This window comes from Serratia liquefaciens (assembly GCF_027594825.1).
Classification (GTDB): Bacteria; Pseudomonadota; Gammaproteobacteria; order Enterobacterales; family Enterobacteriaceae; genus Serratia; species Serratia liquefaciens_A.
In genome coordinates, this window is the sequence record NZ_CP088930.1 from 3,634,497 (window position 1) to 3,653,321 (window position 18,825).

The 18,825-nt window shown below is 57.3% G+C and carries 14 protein-coding genes; 7 read left to right on the top strand and 7 right to left on the bottom strand.

Annotation, left to right across the window (positions count from 1 at the left end):
- Positions 1–2: 2 nt before the first annotated feature.
- Both LQ945_RS16635 and LQ945_RS16640 read left to right on the top strand, forming a co-directional pair.
- Positions 3–866 (top strand): TauD/TfdA dioxygenase family protein, encoded by an 864-nt coding sequence (locus LQ945_RS16635; RefSeq protein WP_044554128.1) that lies wholly within the window; start codon positions 3–5, stop codon positions 864–866.
- Positions 867–886: 20 nt separating this feature from the next.
- A complete protein-coding gene (locus LQ945_RS16640) occupies positions 887–2,146 on the top strand; it encodes a glycosyltransferase (RefSeq protein WP_270102999.1) in 1,260 nt (419 codons plus the stop codon).
- A 119-nt stretch (positions 2,147–2,265) separates the two neighbouring features.
- Here the strand turns inward: LQ945_RS16640 and LQ945_RS16645 are convergent, their stop codons facing one another.
- The 7 genes from LQ945_RS16645 to LQ945_RS16675 all read right to left on the bottom strand — a co-directional run bounded on the left by LQ945_RS16645 (position 2,266) and on the right by LQ945_RS16675 (position 10,199).
- On the bottom strand, positions 2,266–3,168 hold the full coding sequence (locus tag LQ945_RS16645) for a dihydrodipicolinate synthase family protein (RefSeq protein WP_270101268.1): 903 nt from the start codon (positions 3,166–3,168) through the stop codon (positions 2,266–2,268).
- A complete protein-coding gene (gene ilvD, locus LQ945_RS16650; protein ID WP_270103000.1) occupies positions 3,168–4,880 on the bottom strand; it encodes a dihydroxy-acid dehydratase in 1,713 nt (570 codons plus the stop codon). Before ilvD ends, LQ945_RS16645 begins: the two co-directional genes overlap by 1 nt.
- A gap of 2 nt (positions 4,881–4,882) precedes the next feature.
- Positions 4,883–6,283, bottom strand: coding sequence for an MFS transporter (locus LQ945_RS16655; protein WP_182820678.1), 1,401 nt, complete (start codon positions 6,281–6,283; stop codon positions 4,883–4,885).
- A gap of 34 nt (positions 6,284–6,317) precedes the next feature.
- Positions 6,318–7,748 carry a sugar porter family MFS transporter gene (locus LQ945_RS16660; RefSeq protein WP_270101269.1) on the bottom strand — a complete coding sequence of 477 codons (1,431 nt, stop codon included), beginning with the start codon at positions 7,746–7,748 and terminating at the stop codon, positions 6,318–6,320.
- Between the two features lie 72 nt (positions 7,749–7,820).
- Entirely contained in the window at positions 7,821–8,468 is a 648-nt protein-coding gene (locus LQ945_RS16665; RefSeq protein WP_270101270.1) for a 2-dehydro-3-deoxy-6-phosphogalactonate aldolase, read from the bottom strand.
- Positions 8,465–9,367, bottom strand: a complete 903-nt coding sequence (locus LQ945_RS16670) for a 2-dehydro-3-deoxygalactonokinase (protein WP_269934976.1) — start codon at positions 9,365–9,367, stop codon at positions 8,465–8,467. Before LQ945_RS16670 ends, LQ945_RS16665 begins: the two co-directional genes overlap by 4 nt.
- Before the next feature lie 100 nt (positions 9,368–9,467).
- Complete coding sequence (locus LQ945_RS16675; protein ID WP_044554136.1) at positions 9,468–10,199, bottom strand: FadR/GntR family transcriptional regulator; 732 nt, start codon at positions 10,197–10,199, stop codon at positions 9,468–9,470.
- Positions 10,200–10,521: 322 nt separating this feature from the next.
- Between LQ945_RS16675 and dapB the strand changes: the two genes are divergently transcribed.
- From dapB to kefC, 5 genes are all read left to right on the top strand, one after another.
- Positions 10,522–11,343, top strand: a complete 822-nt coding sequence (gene dapB / locus LQ945_RS16680; RefSeq protein ID WP_269934978.1) for a 4-hydroxy-tetrahydrodipicolinate reductase — start codon at positions 10,522–10,524, stop codon at positions 11,341–11,343.
- 469 nt (positions 11,344–11,812) lie between these two features.
- Complete coding sequence (carA, locus tag LQ945_RS16685; protein ID WP_270101271.1) at positions 11,813–12,961, top strand: glutamine-hydrolyzing carbamoyl-phosphate synthase small subunit; 1,149 nt, start codon at positions 11,813–11,815, stop codon at positions 12,959–12,961.
- Between the two features lie 16 nt (positions 12,962–12,977).
- Positions 12,978–16,202 carry a carbamoyl-phosphate synthase large subunit gene (gene carB / locus LQ945_RS16690; protein WP_020825167.1) on the top strand — a complete coding sequence of 1,075 codons (3,225 nt, stop codon included), beginning with the start codon at positions 12,978–12,980 and terminating at the stop codon, positions 16,200–16,202.
- 179 nt (positions 16,203–16,381) lie between these two features.
- On the top strand, positions 16,382–16,939 hold the full coding sequence (kefF, locus tag LQ945_RS16695; protein ID WP_044554140.1) for a glutathione-regulated potassium-efflux system oxidoreductase KefF: 558 nt from the start codon (positions 16,382–16,384) through the stop codon (positions 16,937–16,939).
- Positions 16,932–18,785: a glutathione-regulated potassium-efflux system protein KefC gene (gene kefC / locus LQ945_RS16700; RefSeq protein WP_270101272.1), complete on the top strand. Its 1,854-nt coding sequence runs from the start codon at positions 16,932–16,934 to the stop codon at positions 18,783–18,785. Before kefF ends, kefC begins: the two co-directional genes overlap by 8 nt.
- The last annotated feature ends 40 nt before the right edge of the window (positions 18,786–18,825 follow it).

Here is an 18,825-nt window from a genome sequence, read left to right on the forward strand (position 1 = left end):
CGATGGACAAGCAACAATTGAACTGCCGTATTGAACTCAATAGCCCCTTTGGCGCTGTATTGACCCCAGAACGCCCAGGGCAATCCATCAGCGAGCTGCCGGTGGCGGCGTTGCGGGCGCTGGCACAGCAGCATCACCTGCTGGTGCTGCGCGGCTTCGATTCCGGTTTTACCGATCCTCGGGTACTGACCCGTTATGCCGGCAATTGGGGCGAGATCATGATGTGGCCCTTCGGCGCGGTGCTGGATGTGAAAGAACATCCAGACGCCAAGGACCATATTTTCGACAGCAGCTATGTGCCGCTGCACTGGGACGGCATGTATAAACCGACCATCCCGGAATTTCAGCTGTTCCACTGCGTAGCCGCGCCCTCGCAGGATGAAGGCGGTTGCACTACCTTTGTCGATACTACGCGCCTGCTGGCCAATGCCGATGAGTCGCAACTGGCACAGTGGCTGACGGTGTCGATCTCATACCGAATCAAGCAGGTGGTGCACTATGGTGGCGAGGTTTGCTCGCCGCTGGTGGTAACGCACCCGAGCGGGAGTGGGCTGATCATGCGCTACAACGAGCCGCCGACAGAGGGGAAGAAATTCCTCAACCAGCATGCGCTGGAATATCACGGGGTGCCGGAAGATCAGCAGGAAGCGTTCCATCAGACTCTGCAACAGCATCTCTACGATCCGCGCCACTATTACGCCCACCAGTGGCAGCAGGGCGATGTGGTGATCGCAGACAACTTCTCGCTGCTGCACGGGCGTGAAGGCTTTACCGCCCGCTCGGCCCGCCATTTGCAACGGGTTCATATACAGAGCAACCCGGTGTGCGCCAATCTGGCGCTGAAACCGGCCAACGCAGAGGCTTAAGAGTTATGGCACGTATACTGATGACCGCCGTGGCAACGCCCGGTCACGTTTACCCAATGCTGGGCATTGCCCGGCACCTGATCGCACAAGGGCACCAGGTTCGGGTGATGACCGGCGCGTTGTTCCGTGAACGTGCGGAGGCGATAGGGGCGAAGTTTGTTGCCTTCGATCCGAAGGTCGATTTCGACTACCGCTATCTCGAGGAACATTTTCCGCAACGAGCTGCACTGCCGCCGGGCAATGAGCAGATGGCGCTGGCGTTGAAAGACTTCTTCGCCGCCCCAATCCCGTTGCTGAATCAACAGCTGCGTACGGTGATCGCCGCCGAGGCTACCGATCTGCTGATGGTGGAAAACTGTTTCTACGGGGTATTGCCGCTGCTGCAGGTGGAGGATCGTCCTCCGGTTATCGGTATCGGCGTAACGCCGCTGTCATTCTCGTCTGAAGATTCCATCTTCTACGGGCCGCGCATTCCTCCGGCGCTGTTGCCGCGGGAGTTGCGTCGCGAACAGCTGGTGGATGACGCTACACGTGCCTTGATAGATGAGGTGCAGCAGAGTTTTGATGCCGCGATGACGCAATCCGGTGGCAGGCCGCTGCACCAACCCTTTAGCGATGCCTTGATCGGCGGTTGCGATCGTTTCTTGCAACTGGCGACCCCTGCGCTGGAGTATCGGCGTGACGATCTGCCGGCCAGCGTACGATTTATTGGCCCGTTGCGAAGCGCGTCGGCGCAACCGCCTGCCGATGCTCTTTGGGATGAAGCCGATCAGCGGCCGCTGGTGATTGTCAGCCAGGGCACACTGGCGAATGTCGATCTGCACCAGTTGATTGTTCCGACGCTTAAGGCGCTGGCACAGTTACCGGTACGGGTGCTGGCGACCACCGGTGGTCGTTCGGTCGACGGGCTGTCGGATCTGCTGCCGGACAATGCCAGAGTACGGGAGTTTATCTCTTTCGAACACTGGCTACCGCGGGCCGCGGTGCTGATCACCAACGGCGGTTACGGTTCGATCAACTACGCGTTGGATCAGGGTGTGCCGTTGATTATCGCCGGTACCGGCGAGGACAAGCTCGAGGCGGCTTCTCGGGTGGTGGCGGCTGGCTGCGGAATTAATCTGCACACCAGCAATCCGGATGAGTCGCAACTGCGTCATGCCGTGCAGCAGATCCTGACGCAACCGGCTTATCGGCAGCACGCGGCATGGGTTCAGGCCGATTACGCCCGCCATGATGCGCTGGCGGCTATCGCCAAAGAGGTGGCGGCGTTAACTGCTTGAATCGCCTTAATCACGGGGGCTTTCGCCCCCTTTTTTGTCTTCCGCTATCAGTCGTCCGTCCTCTTTCTCGTGTTGCCATGTCCACTGTCTATCACAATCGTAATGCGCTGCCTGCTTGGTTACAGAGAGAACCGACTTAGAAATCGATCGATCGTCTGGTGATCGTCGGCGGTCAGTTGCCAACCGGGGTGGCGGCAGTAATCGGTGGCGATGATATTGCGTCGTTGCAGGATCGTCTTTTCGATCTGAATGATGTATTCGCAGTGGCTCATCCAGCGTTGGATGTAAGGCAACAATGCCTGATGCAGCCCGTTCGCTTGTTCCACTTCGCCGGCCTGCCAATGGCGATAAATAAGCAGGTAAATCTCGCTGAACGAGCAACCCGGCATCACGCCTTTGCCGCCCGCCGCCAGCATCTGCAACATATAAAGCCCGGCATAGCCGTTCAGCACGTTGGCTTCAGGGGCCAGTTGCAGAAATTCTTTGGTGTATTCCACCGGCGGATTACATTCAATTTTGAACACCGCATGGGGATAGCGGGCTGCCACGTCGGCCAATTGTTGCGGAGTGATCGGCAAACCGGTTTCACTCGGCGCGTATTGCACCATTACCGGGATGTCTACGGCCTCCAGAACGGCGAAAATATGCTGCTGGATCGCCTGTGGGCTGGGTTGAAGGAAAAAGGGGGGCAGCAGCATCAAAGCGTCGGCGCCCAGAGTTTGATAATGACGAGCGCGTTTGACGGCGACTTCGCTGCTGTGATCGGTGACCGAGATAGCACGATACAGCGGGGCTCCTGCCAGTTCGCTGATAAATATCTCCGCCAGGCGTTCACGCTCAGGCTCCTCGAGCTTCGGGAATTCGCTGGCGATGCCAAACAGCGTCATTCCCTGAACGCCGGTTGCTGCCAGATGCTCCAGCAACTGGGTAAAACTCAGCGGGTCGATTTCGCCATTGGCCTTGAACGGCATGGCGACGATAGGGTTGACCCCTGCAATGTCGATAGCTTGGTAACGGCCCATTATTCCTCCTCCCGATCGGCCAGTACGGCACCCTGCGCAGCAGGTAAAGCCCAGCGACGATATAAACGCAGGAAGCCGCGTGGCACTTCTTTGTCCACGGACTGCCAGTTTTGGCGCCGCTGCGCCAACATCGTCTCGCTGACATGCAGCGTCAGGGTACGCGCGGGAATATCGATGGATATATCGTCACCGTCTTGCACCAATGCCAGCTCGCCGCCGTCCACCGCTTCAGGTGAAATATGGCCGACAAACAGCCCGCGGTTGGAGCCGGAGAAACGGCCGTCGGTGATCAGAGCGCAACTGTCAGCCAGGCCCATGCCTTCCAGCGACTTCATCGGTTTATACATTTCCGGCATGCCGGGGCCGCCTTTGGGCCCTTCATAGCGCAGGACCAGGGCGCTACCCGGCCTAATCTGGCCGGACATAATCGCCTCGACGGATTCTTGCTCGCTGTTGAACACCACGGCAGGTCCCCGGAAGCGCATCAAATTTTCCGGCACGGCCGCAGGCTTCACCACGCAGCCGAGAGGCGACAGATTACCGTGCAGTACGGCGACGCCGGCTTCATTGCGGACAGGAATGGCCAGGGTATGGATGACTTCCGGGCGGCGGCTTGGCCGGGTTTTCGCCAGCATTTCCGCTTTGGTTTTGCCGGTGACGGTTAACGCGTTGAGATCGAGCAGTTTGGCAATCTCAAGCTCTACTGCCGGTACGCCACCCGCTTCCCAAAAATCAATCATGTCATGTTCGCTGGCCGGGTAGAGCGAGGCGACCAGCGGTACCTGATGGCTCAGTTCATCGAAGACGGACAGCGGCAGGTGGCCCAGTTCCGCCTCGTAGTGAATGGCTTGCAGATGCAGGATGGCATTGGTGGAGCCGCCGGTTGCCAGCAGGTAGATCACCGCATTGCGAATCGACTCGGCGGTGATGATTTGGCGGGCATTGATGCCGTTCAATACCAGTTCCACCGCGGTGCGTCCGGTTTCGATAGCGCACTCGCGGCGTTCGGCCGACACCGCCGGCAGCGTGCTGCTGCCCGGCAGGCTCATACCCAGCACTTCACCGATGCAGCACATGGTGTTGGCGGTGCCATACATGGTGCAGGAACCCGGGCCGGGTTCGGCAATATTTTCGATATGGGCAAATTCCGCCTCATCGATCTCGCCCCGCATCTTCCAGCCGATGGCCTCGGTGACGATGTTGCCGTCCCAATGTTTGCCTTTATATTCAGCCGGGTACATCGGCCCGCCGTTGACCATGATGGCCGGAATATCCAGCCGTGCCGCCGCCATCAGCATGGCGGGGACAATTTTGTCGCAGGAGCCAAGCAACACCATGCCGTCGAAACGATGGGCACGCATCATCACTTCGATGGAGGCGGTGATCACTTCACGAGCAGCCAGAATGTAGCGCATGCCGAGATGCCCTTCTGCGATGCCGTCACAGGGGGCAATAGTGCCGAACACCATGCCGACCCCGCCGGCTTCTTCAATGCCCTGCAATACCTTGGCCGTCAGTTCGTTCAGGTTGGCGTGGCCGGCGGTCGCGTTGGTATAGCTGTTGACCACGGCGATCACCGGACGGCGCAGTTGTTCGTCGCTGTGCCCCATGGATTTGTATAGTGCACGCTTCAAAGCGCCGTCATCGCCCTCCAGAATAGGGTTGAAATGCGAGCCGCAACCGCCGCTGCCACAGGTTCCACATCCGCTCATCATCAAAATCTCTCAGTGATATTTAAAGGATCCTCAGCGTCAGGCTGAGCAACATCCTGGTAATGCATGCCAGGGGTTTTGCCGGGGGAGACCAGCTTGGCAGGCAGCATGAAAATCAACGGTGCACAGAGCAGCAGGAAGCCCGCCAGAATGTACAGACCGCTGTCGGTTTGTCCGGTTTGATCTTTCAGCCAGCCGAGCACCGTGGGGCCGAAGAAACCCGCGAGGTTGCCGACAGAGTTCACCAGTGCAATACCGGCGGCAGCGGCGGTGCCTGAAAGTAGCGTGCCGGGCAGGCTGATATAGGTGGGGATCAGCGCCAGGGTGCCGGACATCGCTACGCAGATCCACGTCATCATCCAGAAGGTGGAACCGCTGCAGTAGGCGCTCAACGTCAGGCCGATACAGCCAATGACCGCCGGAATGGCGATATGCCAGCGACGCTCCTGTTTCAGATCGGAATGGCGGCTGTTCCATATCATAAATACCGCGCCAAACACGTAGGGCAGGGCTGCCAGCAGGCCGATTTGGAGATCGTCGCTGATGCCCGAAGTCTTGATGATGGAAGGCAGCCAGAAGCTGACGCCGTAATATCCGACGTTGAAACTGAAGAAAATCAGCGCCAGCAACCAGACATAGCGGTTAGCCAACATCTCTTTCAGACTGTGGGACGCTTTGCCGTTTGCCGCCCGATCGCGGTTGGCGCGATCTTTGGCCAGATCGGTTTGAACGATCTTTTTCTCTTCGACGGTGAGCCATTTGGCTTCGTCCACGTTGTTATCCAGGTAACGCAGTACCACAAAGGCCAGTACGAAAGAGGGAATGGCCTCGACCAGGAACAGCCACTGCCAGTTATGTAAACCGCCGACATTTTCGAACAGTTTGAGGATCAGCCCTGAGAGCGGGCTGCCGATAATTACCGACAGCGGCGTAACCAGAATAAACAACCCCAGCGTGCGGGCGGAACGCCATGAAGGGAACCACAGCGTTAAATAGAACACGATGCCGGGGAAGAAGCCGGCTTCGGCCACGCCAAGCAGGAAACGCAATACATAGAAGGTGGTTGGCGTGGTAACAAACATCATGGCCGCGGACAGGATCGCCCAGGTAGCCATGATGCGGGCAATCCAAAAACGCGGCCCGAAGCGTTGCATCAGCAGATTGCTTGGCAGCTCGAAAATAAAATAGCCGATGAAGAATATGCCGGCGCCCAGGCCATAAACGGTATCGCTGAAGCTCAGGGCATCCTGCATATGCAGCTTGGCGAACCCGACGTTAACGCGGTCCAGATAGGCGAAGAAATAGCACAAAATCAGGAAAGGGATCAGGCGGCGGGTAATTTTTCCGTACACCCGCGTTTCAGCGGCCTGTTCCGTCGTAGGGGTTTCCGTGGTCAGCTTCATGATGGTTTCCTTTGATTTATTTTTATTAGCCGGGTTATGCCGGCGTATTCAAGGAACGGTCGACAGTCTTGGACTGGGGTGGCCCGCCTATGTGGCGCAGGGCGGCACCCTGCATCAGATTTTTTTCAATGCGTTCAAGGGAGATATTTTTGGTTTCCGGTACGAAACATAACGTCAGAACGATGCACAGCAGGTTGAGCAGCGCGTAAAGCCAGAAGGTCCCGGCGCTGCCGAGGTTGTCGATCAGCGTCAGGAAGGTGGCACCGATGATCATGTTGGCAATCCAATTGGCCATGGTGGAGCAGGTGACGCCAAAGTCTCGTCCGGCCAGCGGTTGGATTTCGGAGCACAGCACCCAAATCAATGGGCCGGCACTCATGGCGAAACCTATGATAAAGATCAGCAACACCGTCACTGCGGCGTATTGCTCCGTGGGATTGCCGATGCCGATATAAAACATATAACCGAGCGTCGCCATGCAGATTGCCATCAGGCTGAAGCCGAGTTTGAGGATCGGTTTACGGCCCCAGCGATCGACCAGCGCGATCGCGATAAAGGTGGCCAGCACGTTGGTCAGGCCTGCTATCACGGTGCACCACATTTGCTCTCGGGTGGTGGCGAAACCGGCGATTTCAAAAATCTTGGGGGCGTAATACATGATGATCGTCATGCCGGTGAACTGCTGCATAAATTGCAGCAGAACGCCCAGGTAGGTGGAGCGGCGAAAGTGCGCGTTGTAGCGAAACAGCTGCCAGCCTCGTTGCTTCATTTGCAGGCTTTCACGGATTTGGTTGAGTTCGTCGCGAGCCTCATCATCCGAATTGCGTAACAGTTGCAAGACCTTGCCGGCCAATTCACCGCGCCCCTTCATCGCCAACCAGCGTGGGCTTTCCGGCAATGTCAGTACCCCGATAAATAGCACCAGCGCCGGGAAAGTGATGATGCCCAGCATCCAGCGCCAGTGTCCGCCGGCACTGAATGCGGTATCGGACAGGAAGGCGGCCAAAATTCCAATGGTAATCATCAACTGATAGAGAGAAATCATGCTGCCGCGAATGCGCTCTGGAGCGATTTCCGACAGATACAGCGGCGCGGTGAACGAGGCTATGCCCACGGCTAGTCCGAGGATAAAGCGGGAAATCACCAGCACTTCTAGATTCTGGGCCACGGCGCAACCGATCGAGCCGACGACGAACAAAACCGCGCCTAACAACAGGCTTTTTTTACGGCCCAGATGGGAAGACATAGGCCCGCTGCTTAGTGCCCCCAACGCGGCTCCGAACATCATGATGCTGACGACGACTTCCTGCTGTTGGTTCGAGAGGCTAAATTCGTTCGCCAGGAATGGCAATGCACCGGCGATCACCCCCATATCCAGGCCGAACAGCAAGCCGGCTAACGCGGCAAGAAAACAAACCTGTAGGGTTTGGCGGTTTGCTTTTGCGGGAATAGATGATTTATTCATAACAACACCTTTTTATTCAATGCGTTATATTTTTTTGAGACAAGCATCGGCAACGTCGCAGTGGGTAAACAGCTATTCCACGCAATGTTGCCAGGCGGCCTGATAAGCCAGGGCCCGTTGGCGCAACGTCGCCAGGCTGATGCCGGGTTGATAGAGCCCGCCACCCAACCCAAATCCGTTGCTGCCGGCCTGGATATAGGCACGCATCTGCATGGGGTCCGGCTGAATGCCGCCAACCGGCAAGCAAACCAGCCTTTGCGGAAGCACGGCACGCAGCGCCTTGATGACGGCGGGAGTGATGTTTTCTGCGGGAAAAAATTTTAACCCGCTGGCCCCGGCGGCGAGGGCAGCAAAGGCTTCGGAAGGCGTCGCCACGCCGGGCAAACCGATCAGATTCAGGTAACGGGAATGGCCGATCACGGCGGCGTCGGCATTGGGAGAAATAATCAGCTGCCCTCCGGCTTTGGCTACCTCTTCAACCTGCTGAACGTTCAGTACGGTGCCGGCACCGACAAAACCCCTGTCACCAACGGTATGCCTGATCGAGCGGATAGAGTCGTACGGGCTGGGGCTGTTAAGCGGCACTTCCAGATAGCGGAAGCCGCAGTCCAGCAGAGTTTCGGCGACCGGCTCCGCCTCCGCTGGCGTGATACCACGTAAAATGGCTACCAGCGGGAGGGGCTGCTGCTGCCACTGTTGGAAGAAAATCTCTGGGCTCATTGGGCGGTTCCTTGCAGTAGGGGATACAGTTGACTTAATCCGTTGATAAAGCAGCTATCGCCATCCGCGGCGCGCAATGACAGGCCCAACGGCTCCGCCGCCATTTGGTAGCGTGCAATCAGCGACGGGCTGGCGACTACCCAGATGGACTGGTTAGTGGGCAGCGCATGAAGCTCATAGCCGATCAACAGGCCGGAAAGGTAGCTGTGTATATTCGCCGCGGCTATTTCACTGCTCAGGCGGCGGGTACGTGCCGAAAAAATCAGATGGCTGAAGGGGGCGCCGGTGCGTGCGGTATTGGCCCCGAGCATGAACGCCTGCGCGTCTTCCCGTTGTTCCGGCAGGGCGTTGCCCAAAATGGAGTGTCGGCTGAGCAGCGAGAACAGTTCGCCGGTCATAAAGGTGGAGAAGTGGCCGATTTCCCCATGATTCAACTGAACGTGCTTGCTGTGGGTGCCGGGCAGGATAGCCAGGCATTGCGCGGCCGGATGCAGCCTGGCCAAACCGAGCAACTGCACCTCTTCCCCTCGCATGACTTCGGGTTGTTGAGCCAGACCCTGGCCCCGAACGCCGGGAATGATCCACGCCGGACTTCCCCAGTCGGTGGTGAATGCCATGGCCCTGGCCGCCAAACTTTTCAGACCGCACGGCTGGGTTAGATAGGCGACCTCATGCCAGCCCTGCTGCGAACCCACCATGCCGGCCATGACCACCGGCAGAGCCCCTTGGTCGGCTAGCCAGGGCTGTAATAAGGTTTTCAGGGTGTCGGCAAACCGGTTTTTTTCTACGGCCAGTAACCCGCAGGGGCGGCTGAGAGTGCTCAGACATTGCTCCCCACGCATTAAAAAAGCGCGAAAGTTAGTGGTGCCCCAGTCGATAGCAATCCAGTTGTTATTCATTCAAGTAATACAAACCATTCAACCTTGTCATACAAGAATGCTAGGGCGAAAATTGCTCAGGATCTGTGAGGACGATCGAAATTACAGCAAAGAGGGATTTTTAGAGGATGTGGGCGAACATTTCCGGTTGCTGATGCCAGTGACTCTTTTTGGCCGCGTTAAGCAGAATGACTCGCATACGCTGACGCGCAGTTTCCACCTGCTTGAAGCGAATGGCTTCCAGCAGTTGTTGGTGTTCTTCTACCGCACTTTTGGTCAGCCGGATATCTTCTTCCAGCGTTTGCTGAAAAGAGAGCGCCATGGCGGCGGAAAGGGCACTGCCCAGGGAATGCAAAAAAGGATTATGGCTGGCGCCCAGCAACGCGAGATGAAACGCCATATCGCCCTGCTCGAAGAGTTGGCGGCTGGCTTGCTGCTGCCCTTGCGACATCAGATTGCAGGCGTCTTCCAGCGCGGCCAGGTCATGACCGGTGGCGTTAACGGCCGCTAATGCTGCGATATTCGGTTCAAAGATCAGACGGGTAACCATCAATTGTTCGACCAGTTGCTGGTCGAGACTGCCTTCCGCCAACCAGCTCAGGACGTCAGGATCCAAAAAACTCCATTGTTCGCGGGCATTGACCGTACTGCGCTTCTTGGCCTGAATGGAGACCAATCCCTTCGCCGCCAGTACCTGCAGCGCGTTACGAACCGAAGTGCGTGAAACCGAATACTGCAGCGCCAATTCATTTTCGCCCGGCAGCGACAGGCCGGGCGGCAGATCGCCACTGATGATACGGCGGGCCAAATCTTGCGTCAGGGTTTCCGATATGGTGGTTTGCGCGGTTTTCATCCGTGGCTCTCAGGCAATTAAAGCGGCAGTTGCACCCTATACTAAGCTAAGCGGCGGGTTGACGGTACCAGCACCGGTTTGAATGAAGAAAATGAGCGCTTTTTCATGCAATTTCTACCGGTTGAATTTGCATGATTATGTACAATCGCCAATGGGCGTGGACCGGCCGGATTGTTAACCCGTTGACAGCATTACTGATGAAAAGCGGGGGATATCATAATTTTCTAATTATGAAATGAATCCTCTGGCGATGATAAGGTGGGGCAGTTAACCTGAACCAATAGCCTAATGCGATAGGCGTTAAATCAACAAGAGAGCAAGTATGACTGATTCACCCATCCGCATTGCGATTGCGGGTTCCGGCGGCCGTATGGGCCGCCAATTGATCCAGGCCGTACATCAGGCGCAGGGCGTGGTTTTGGGGGCGGCAGTATCGCGTCCTGGCTCAAGCCTGATTGGCACCGATGCCGGTGAACTGGCGGGCATTGGTGCGCTGGGCGTAACCGTCAGCGACAGCCTGGAAAAAGTGGCCGACGATTTCGATATTCTGATCGACTTCACCCGCCCGGAAAGCACCCTGGCGTACCTGGCTTTCTGTGTCGAGCACAAAAAAGCCGTGGTGATCGGTACTACCGGTTTCGATGATGCGGGCAAAGAGGCCATCCGCGCCGCAGCTGAGCAGATTGGCATCGTCTTCGCCGCCAACTTCAGCGTCGGCGTGAACCTGGTGTTAAAACTGCTGGAAAAAGCCGCGCAGGTGATGGGCGACTATACCGATATTGAGATTGTTGAAGCGCATCATCGTCATAAGGTCGACGCCCCTTCGGGCACGGCTCTGGCGATGGGCGAGGCGATTGCCGGCGCGCTGGGGCGCGATCTGAAAGAGTGCGCGGTGTATGCGCGTGAAGGTCATACCGGTGAACGCGATCCGAAGAGCATTGGCTTTGCCACTATTCGCGCCGGCGATATCGTCGGTGAGCACACCGCCATGTTCGCCGACATCGGTGAGCGGGTAGAAATCACCCATAAGGCCTCCAGTCGCATGACTTTTGCCAGTGGTGCGGTTAAGGCTGCGATATGGCTTGATGGCCATGATAAAGGTCTGTTTGATATGCGTGATGTGCTCAATTTAGACCAGTTATAATTGATTTGTATGCCATCGTGATGTGGCTGTATTAATCATAATGCTATGATTAACGGACAATAATTTTATTGTCCTTTTTTTTAACATGATAAATTGGTGTTTTAAGTTGTTTTTATTGGTTTTCCTTTATTTTCGATAGTTAACTTTTGCTTTGTGGTGCTTTTGTCCCTTCTGACGTATCCCTCGCTCGTAAAAATGCCTGCAGAATGGTGATTTTCTGTCTTTAGCGCTCGCAACCGTTTACTCACCCGAGTTTAGACGTGTTTTTATGGCTACTAACCTCATTAAACGCCGAGAAGTGCAAAAATAAGAGAAAAAATGGCGCTTTGGGTAGACAAGCGGAGCACTCATCATTAAAATGCGCCCAATTTGCCAAAAATTGACCTTGAGGGCGGTTTTTGCATTGATTTAGATCTCGATATCTGAATTAATATGCAAATATTGTGATTGATTATTCCTGGAGGGTGTTTTGATTAAGTCAGCGCTATTGGTTCTCGAAGACGGAACCCAATTCCACGGTCGGGCCATCGGGGCAGAGGGTACGGCAGTGGGGGAAGTGGTCTTCAATACGTCGATGACCGGTTATCAAGAAATCCTCACTGATCCTTCCTACTCCCGCCAGATCGTTACTCTTACTTATCCTCATATCGGCAATGTCGGCACCAATGCTTCCGACGAAGAATCCTCCGCTGTACACGCCCAAGGCCTCGTCATTCGCGACCTCCCACTGATTGCCAGCAACTACCGCAACGAAGAAGGCCTGTCTGACTACCTGAAGCGTCACAACATCGTGGCGATTGCCGATATCGATACCCGCAAGCTGACCCGTCTGCTGCGCGAGAAAGGGGCACAGAACGGCTGCATCATCGCCGCCGACACGCCGGATGCCGCATTGGCGTTAGCGAAGGCCAAAGCCTTCCCGGGTTTGAAAGGCATGGACCTGGCGAAAGAAGTCACCACCCAGGAAGCCTACAGCTGGCAGCAGGGCAGCTGGACGCTTGAAGGCGAACTGCCGGAAGCCAAACCGGCCTCTGAGCTGCCGTTCCACGTGGTGGCCTATGACTTCGGCGCCAAGCGCAACATTCTGCGTATGCTGGTGGATCGCGGCTGCCGCCTGACGGTGGTGCCGGCGCAGACCCCGGCGGATGAAGTCTTGAAAATGAATCCGGACGGTATTTTCCTGTCCAACGGCCCAGGTGACCCGGAGCCATGCGATTACGCCATCGCCGCCATCAAGCAGTTCCTGACAACCGACATTCCGGTGTTTGGCATCTGCCTCGGCCACCAGTTGCTGGCTTTGGCCAGCGGCGCGAAAACCGTGAAGATGAAGCTAGGTCACCACGGCGGTAACCACCCGGTAAAAGATCTGGATAACGACTGCGTCATGATCACCGCGCAGAACCATGGTTTTGCGGTAGACGAAAACAATCTGCCGGCCGAACTGCGCGTCACGCACAAATCCTTGTTTGACCACACGGTGCAGGGCATCCACCGCACCGATAAAGCAGCGTTCAGCTTCCAGGGCCACCCTGAAGCCAGCCCGGGCCCACACGACGCCGCGCCGCTGTTCGATCACTTTATCGAACTGATCGAGACTTACCGTTCTAACGCCAAATAATCAGGAGCAGTAAAAAATGCCAAAACGTACAGACATAAAAAGCATCCTGATCCTCGGCGCTGGCCCGATTGTTATCGGCCAGGCGTGTGAGTTCGACTACTCGGGTGCCCAGGCGTGTAAAGCGCTGCGCGAAGAAGGTTACCGCGTCATTCTGGTCAACTCCAACCCGGCCACCATCATGACCGACCCGGAAATGGCGGATGCAACCTACATCGAGCCAATCCACTGGGAAGTGGTGCGCAAAATCATCGAAAAAGAGCGTCCGGATGCCGTGCTGCCGACCATGGGCGGCCAGACCGCACTGAACTGCGCGCTGGAGCTGGAACGTCAGGGCGTGCTGGCCGAGTTCGGCGTGACCATGATTGGCGCTACTGCTGACGCGATCGACAAAGCGGAAGACCGTCGTCGCTTCGACGTGGCGATGAAAAAAATCGGCCTGGACACCGCGCGCTCCGGCATTGCGCACAATATGGAAGAAGCGCTGGCGGTGGCCGCTGACGTCGGTTTCCCATGCATCATCCGTCCTTCCTTTACCATGGGCGGCACCGGTGGCGGCATCGCCTACAACCGCGAAGAGTTCGAAGAGATCTGCGAGCGTGGTCTGGACCTGTCGCCAACCAAAGAGCTGCTGATTGACGAGTCGCTGATCGGCTGGAAAGAGTACGAGATGGAGGTGGTGCGCGATAAGAACGATAACTGCATCATCGTCTGTTCGATCGAAAACTTCGATGCCATGGGGATCCATACCGGCGACTCCATCACCGTAGCACCGGCGCAAACCCTGACCGACAAAGAATACCAAATCATGCGTAACGCCTCGATGGCGGTACTGCGTGAAATCGGCGTGGAAACCGGCGGTTCCAACGTGCAGTTCTCGGTCAACCCGAAAACCGGCCGTTTGATCGTCATCGAAATGAACCCACGCGTATCCCGCTCTTCGGCGCTGGCGTCAAAAGCCACCGGCTTCCCGATTGCCAAAATCGCCGCCAAGCTGGCGGTGGGTTATACCCTCGACGAGCTGATGAACGACATTACCGGTGGCCGTACGCCGGCTTCGTTTGAACCGTCCATCGACTACGTCGTGACCAAGATCCCTCGTTTTAACTTCGAGAAATTTGCCGGTGCCAACGACCGTCTGACCACCCAGATGAAATCCGTCGGCGAAGTGATGGCAATTGGCCGCACCCAACAAGAGTCGCTGCAGAAAGCGTTGCGCGGGCTGGAAGTGGGCGCCACCGGTTTTGACCCTAAAGTGAGCCTGGATGATCCGGAAGCGCTGACCAAAATCCGTCGCGAGCTGAAAGACGCTGGTTCTGACCGCATCTGGTACATCGCTGACGCCTTCCGCGCCGGCCTGTCCGTTGACGGCGTCTTCAACCTGACCAATGTTGACCGCTGGTTCCTGGTGCAGATTGAAGAGCTGGTGCGTCTGGAAGAGCAGGTTGCCGGTACCGGCATCAACGGCCTGACGAAAGAGTTCCTGCGCACCCTGAAGCGCAAAGGCTTCGCCGATGCGCGTCTGGCCACCTTGGCCGGCGTCGCAGAAAGCGAAATCCGCAAGCTGCGTCACGGCTATGGCCTGCACCCGGTTTACAAGCGTGTGGACACCTGCGCGGCGGAATTCGCCACCGACACCGCTTACATGTACTCCACCTATGAAGAAGAGTGCGAGTCCAACCCGACCAACGACCGTCCGAAAGTGATGGTGCTGGGCGGCGGGCCAAACCGTATCGGCCAGGGTATCGAATTCGATTACTGCTGCGTGCATGCCTCGCTGGCACTGCGCGAAGACGGTTACGAGACCATCATGGTCAACTGTAACCCAGAAACCGTGTCTACCGACTACGACACCTCCGACCGTCTGTACTTCGAGCCGGTAACGCTGGAAGACGTGCTGGAAATCGTGCGCATCGAGAAGCCGAAAGGCGTGATCGTGCAATACGGTGGCCAGACGCCGCTGAAATTGGCGCGTGAACTGGAAGCCGCAGGTGTCCCTATTATCGGCACCAGCCCGGACGCGATTGACCGCGCCGAAGACCGTGAGCGTTTCCAGCAGGCGGTACACCGTCTGGGCCTGAAACAGCCGGCCAACGCCACCGTGGCAACCATTGAGCAGGCGGTAGAGAAAGCGGCCGGAATCGGTTATCCGCTGGTGGTACGTCCTTCCTATGTGCTGGGCGGTCGGGCGATGGAGATCGTTTACGACGAAATCGACCTGCGCCGTTACTTCCAAAACGCAGTCAGCGTTTCCAACGACGCCCCGGTGCTGCTGGATCGCTTCCTGGATGACGCGGTAGAAGTCGACGTCGACGCCATCTGCGACGGCGAGCGGGTGCTGATTGGCGGCATCATGGAACACATTGAACAGGCGGGCGTGCACTCCGGTGACTCGGCTTGTTCACTGCCGGCCTACACCCTGAGCAAGGAAATTCAGGACGTGATGCGCCAGCAGGTTGAGAAACTGGCGTTTGAACTGCAGGTGCGCGGCTTGATGAACGTGCAGTTCGCCGTGAAGAACAATGAAGTTTACCTGATTGAAGTCAACCCACGTGCCGCGCGTACCGTGCCGTTTGTTTCCAAGGCTACCGGCGTGCCGTTGGCCAAAGTGGCCGCGCGCGTGATGGCAGGCAAAACCCTGGCTGAGCAGGGCGTGACGGAAGAAGTCATCCCGCCTTACTACTCGGTAAAAGAAGTGGTGCTGCCGTTCAACAAGTTCCCAGGCGTCGACCCGATTTTAGGGCCGGAAATGCGCTCTACCGGGGAAGTGATGGGCGTGGGCCGTACCTTCGCCGAGGCCTTCTCCAAGGCGATGCTCGGCAGCCAGTCAGGCATGAAAAAACAGGGCCGTGCGTTGCTGTCGGTGCGTGAGGGCGATAAGGCCCGGGTGGTGGATCTGGCGGCAAGCCTGCTGAAACAGGGCTTCGAGCTGGATGCCACTCACGGTACTGCCGTGGTGCTGGGCGAGGCGGGGATTAACCCACGCCTGGTCAACAAGGTGCATGAAGGCCGTCCGCACATTCAGGACCGTATCAAGAATGGCGAGTACACCTACATCGTCAACACCACCGCCGGTCGCCAGGCGATTGAGGACTCCAAGCTGATCCGTCGTAGCGCATTGCAGTACAAGGTGCATTACGATACGACCCTGAACGGCGGCTTTGCCACCGCGATGGCGCTAAAAGCGGATCCGACCGAACAGGTGACATCGGTGCAGGAGTTGCATGCGCGTATCACCAAGTAATTCGATGATGCCGTAAGCTCCAGGGCGCTGCTATTGCAGCGCCCTTATTTTTTAACTTGTTCAGTGAATTTGTTGTCGTGAATTAGAAATTTCCGCTATCAATCATTCAGCAAACTGTCACCCTGTGCGATTGGTATATGCTTGATGTATTGGCATGGAACGAAGGAACGACGACAACAATGATTCTGATTATTTACGCCCATCCCTATCCCCGGCATTCGCATGCCAATCACCGCCTGCTGCAGGCCGTGAAGGATATTCCCGAGGTGGAGGTGCGCTCGCTGTATGAGCTGTATCCCGACTTCAACATCGATATCAACGCTGAACAGCGGGCACTGGAGCGCGCCGATCTGGTGGTGCTGCAACATCCGATGCAATGGTACAGCCAACCGCCGCTGCTGAAATTGTGGATCGATAAGGTGCTGGAGCACGGCTGGGCCTATGGCCATGAAGGCAATGCCCTGGTGGGCAAGGATGTGCTGTGGGCAGTGACCAGCGGTGGCGATGAACACCATTTCGAGCTGGGCGATTACCCCAACTTCGCTGCTCTGGGGCAGCCGCTGCAGGCGACGGCGCTGTATTGCGGTATGCATTGGCAACCGTATTTTGCCGTGCATAACACCTTTACCTGCAATGAACCGGCGCTGATTGCCGCTGGGGAAGCCTATCGCCGGCGGCTGGTGGCCTATCTGATGGAACACAGCGAGCCCGCCGAACAGGGAGTTGAGCATGGATAATCACCAGATGATGATTGAGGGGCTGATCTATTTGGGATCGGCCGCGTTGTTTGTGCCGATTGCGGTGCGGCTCGGGCTAGGCTCGGTATTGGGCTACCTGATTGCCGGCTGCATTATTGGTCCCTGGGGGCTGAAGCTGGTTTCCGATGCCGAATCGATCCTCACCTTTGCCGAGATTGGCGTGGTGCTGATGCTGTTTATCATCGGCCTGGAGTTGGATCCAAAACGGCTGTGGACGCTACGCGCCTCGGTGTTTGGCGGCGGCATTATTCAGATGGCGGCATGCGGACTGGCACTGAGCGCCTTTTGCTATTTCCTCGGGTTGAACTGGAAGGTGGCGCTGCTGATTGGCCTGACGCTGGCGTTGTCATCCACCGCCATCGCCATGCAGGCGATGAGCGAGCGAAACCTGACGCCGTCGCCGATTGGCCGCAGTGCGTTTGCGGCACTGCTGTTCCAGGATATCGCGGCGATCCCCCTGGTGGCGATGATCCCGCTGCTGGCCAGCAGCGGTGCCACTACTACGTTAGCGGCGTTTTCCCTGTCAGCGGCCAAAGTGGTGGGTGCGCTGGCAATAGTGGTACTGCTGGGGCGCTATGTGACCCGGCCGCTGCTGCATTTTGTCGCGCGATCGGGCATGCGTGAGGTTTTCAGCGCCGTGGCGCTGTTCCTGGTGTTCGGCTTTGGCATTCTGCTGGAAATGGCCGGGCTGTCGATGGCGATGGGCGCCTTTCTCGCCGGGGTGCTGCTGGCGAGCTCGGAATACCGCCATGCGCTGGAAAGCGATATTCAACCGTTCAAGGGGCTGCTGCTCGGGCTGTTCTTTATCGGCGTTGGCATGTCGATCGACTTTGGCACCTTGTTCCATCACCCGCTGCTGATCGCCTCGCTGCTGTTGGGCTTTATGCTGATCAAGGCGGCGTTGCTGTGGCTGATTGGCCCCTGGCTTGGGGTACCGAAGCGCCAACGTGGCATGTTCGCGATCCTGCTGGGCCAGGGCAGTGAGTTTGCTTTCGTGATCTTCGGCGCCGCTCAACTGGCCGGAGTATTGCCGCCAGACTGGGCCAAATCCTTGACGCTGGCGGTTGCCCTGTCGATGGCGGCGACGCCGCTGCTATTGGTGGTGGCAACACGGCTCGAGAAAAATGCGCCGAAAGACGAACGTCCGGCGGATGTGATTGATGAAGAGAACGCCAGCGTGATCATCGCCGGGTTTGGTCGTTTCGGTCAGATCGCCGGCCGTTTACTGTTGGCCAATGGCGTACATACCGTGGTGTTGGATCACGATCCTGACCATATTGAAACGCTGCGCAAGTTCGATACCAAGGTGTTTTATGGTGATGCCACCCGCGCCGATCTGCTGGAGGCCGCTGGGGCCGAGCACGCCAAGGTGTTGATTAACGCCATCGACGACGTGGAGGCTAACCTGCAACTGACCGAGTTGGCCAAACGGCACTTCCCGCACCTGAAAGTGGTAGCGCGCGCGCGTGATGTCGATCACTGGTATCAGCTGCGTCAGTTAGGCGTGGAAAAGCCGGAGCGTGAAACCTTTGAAAGTTCGTTGCGCATTGGTCGTGAGACGCTGGAGTTGCTGGGGCTGGACGCCTACGAGGCGCGGGAAAAAGCGGATACTTTCCGCCGCTATAACCTGAAAATGCTGGAGGACACGCTGGATAATTATCAGGATACCGAATTCCGCGTTGCCAGCCTGCAGCGGGCGAAAGAAATGCTCAGTGCCGCCATCGAACAGGATCAGGATCGGTTGGCGCGGGTACCGCAGAGTGGGTGGCGTGGCAGTATTGATGGCAAAGCGCCGGAAGCTGAAGTGGTGGAAGCCAAGGGATAAGCCTAATGGGCGCAGCCGCCGGGCTGCGCCCACGATGGCG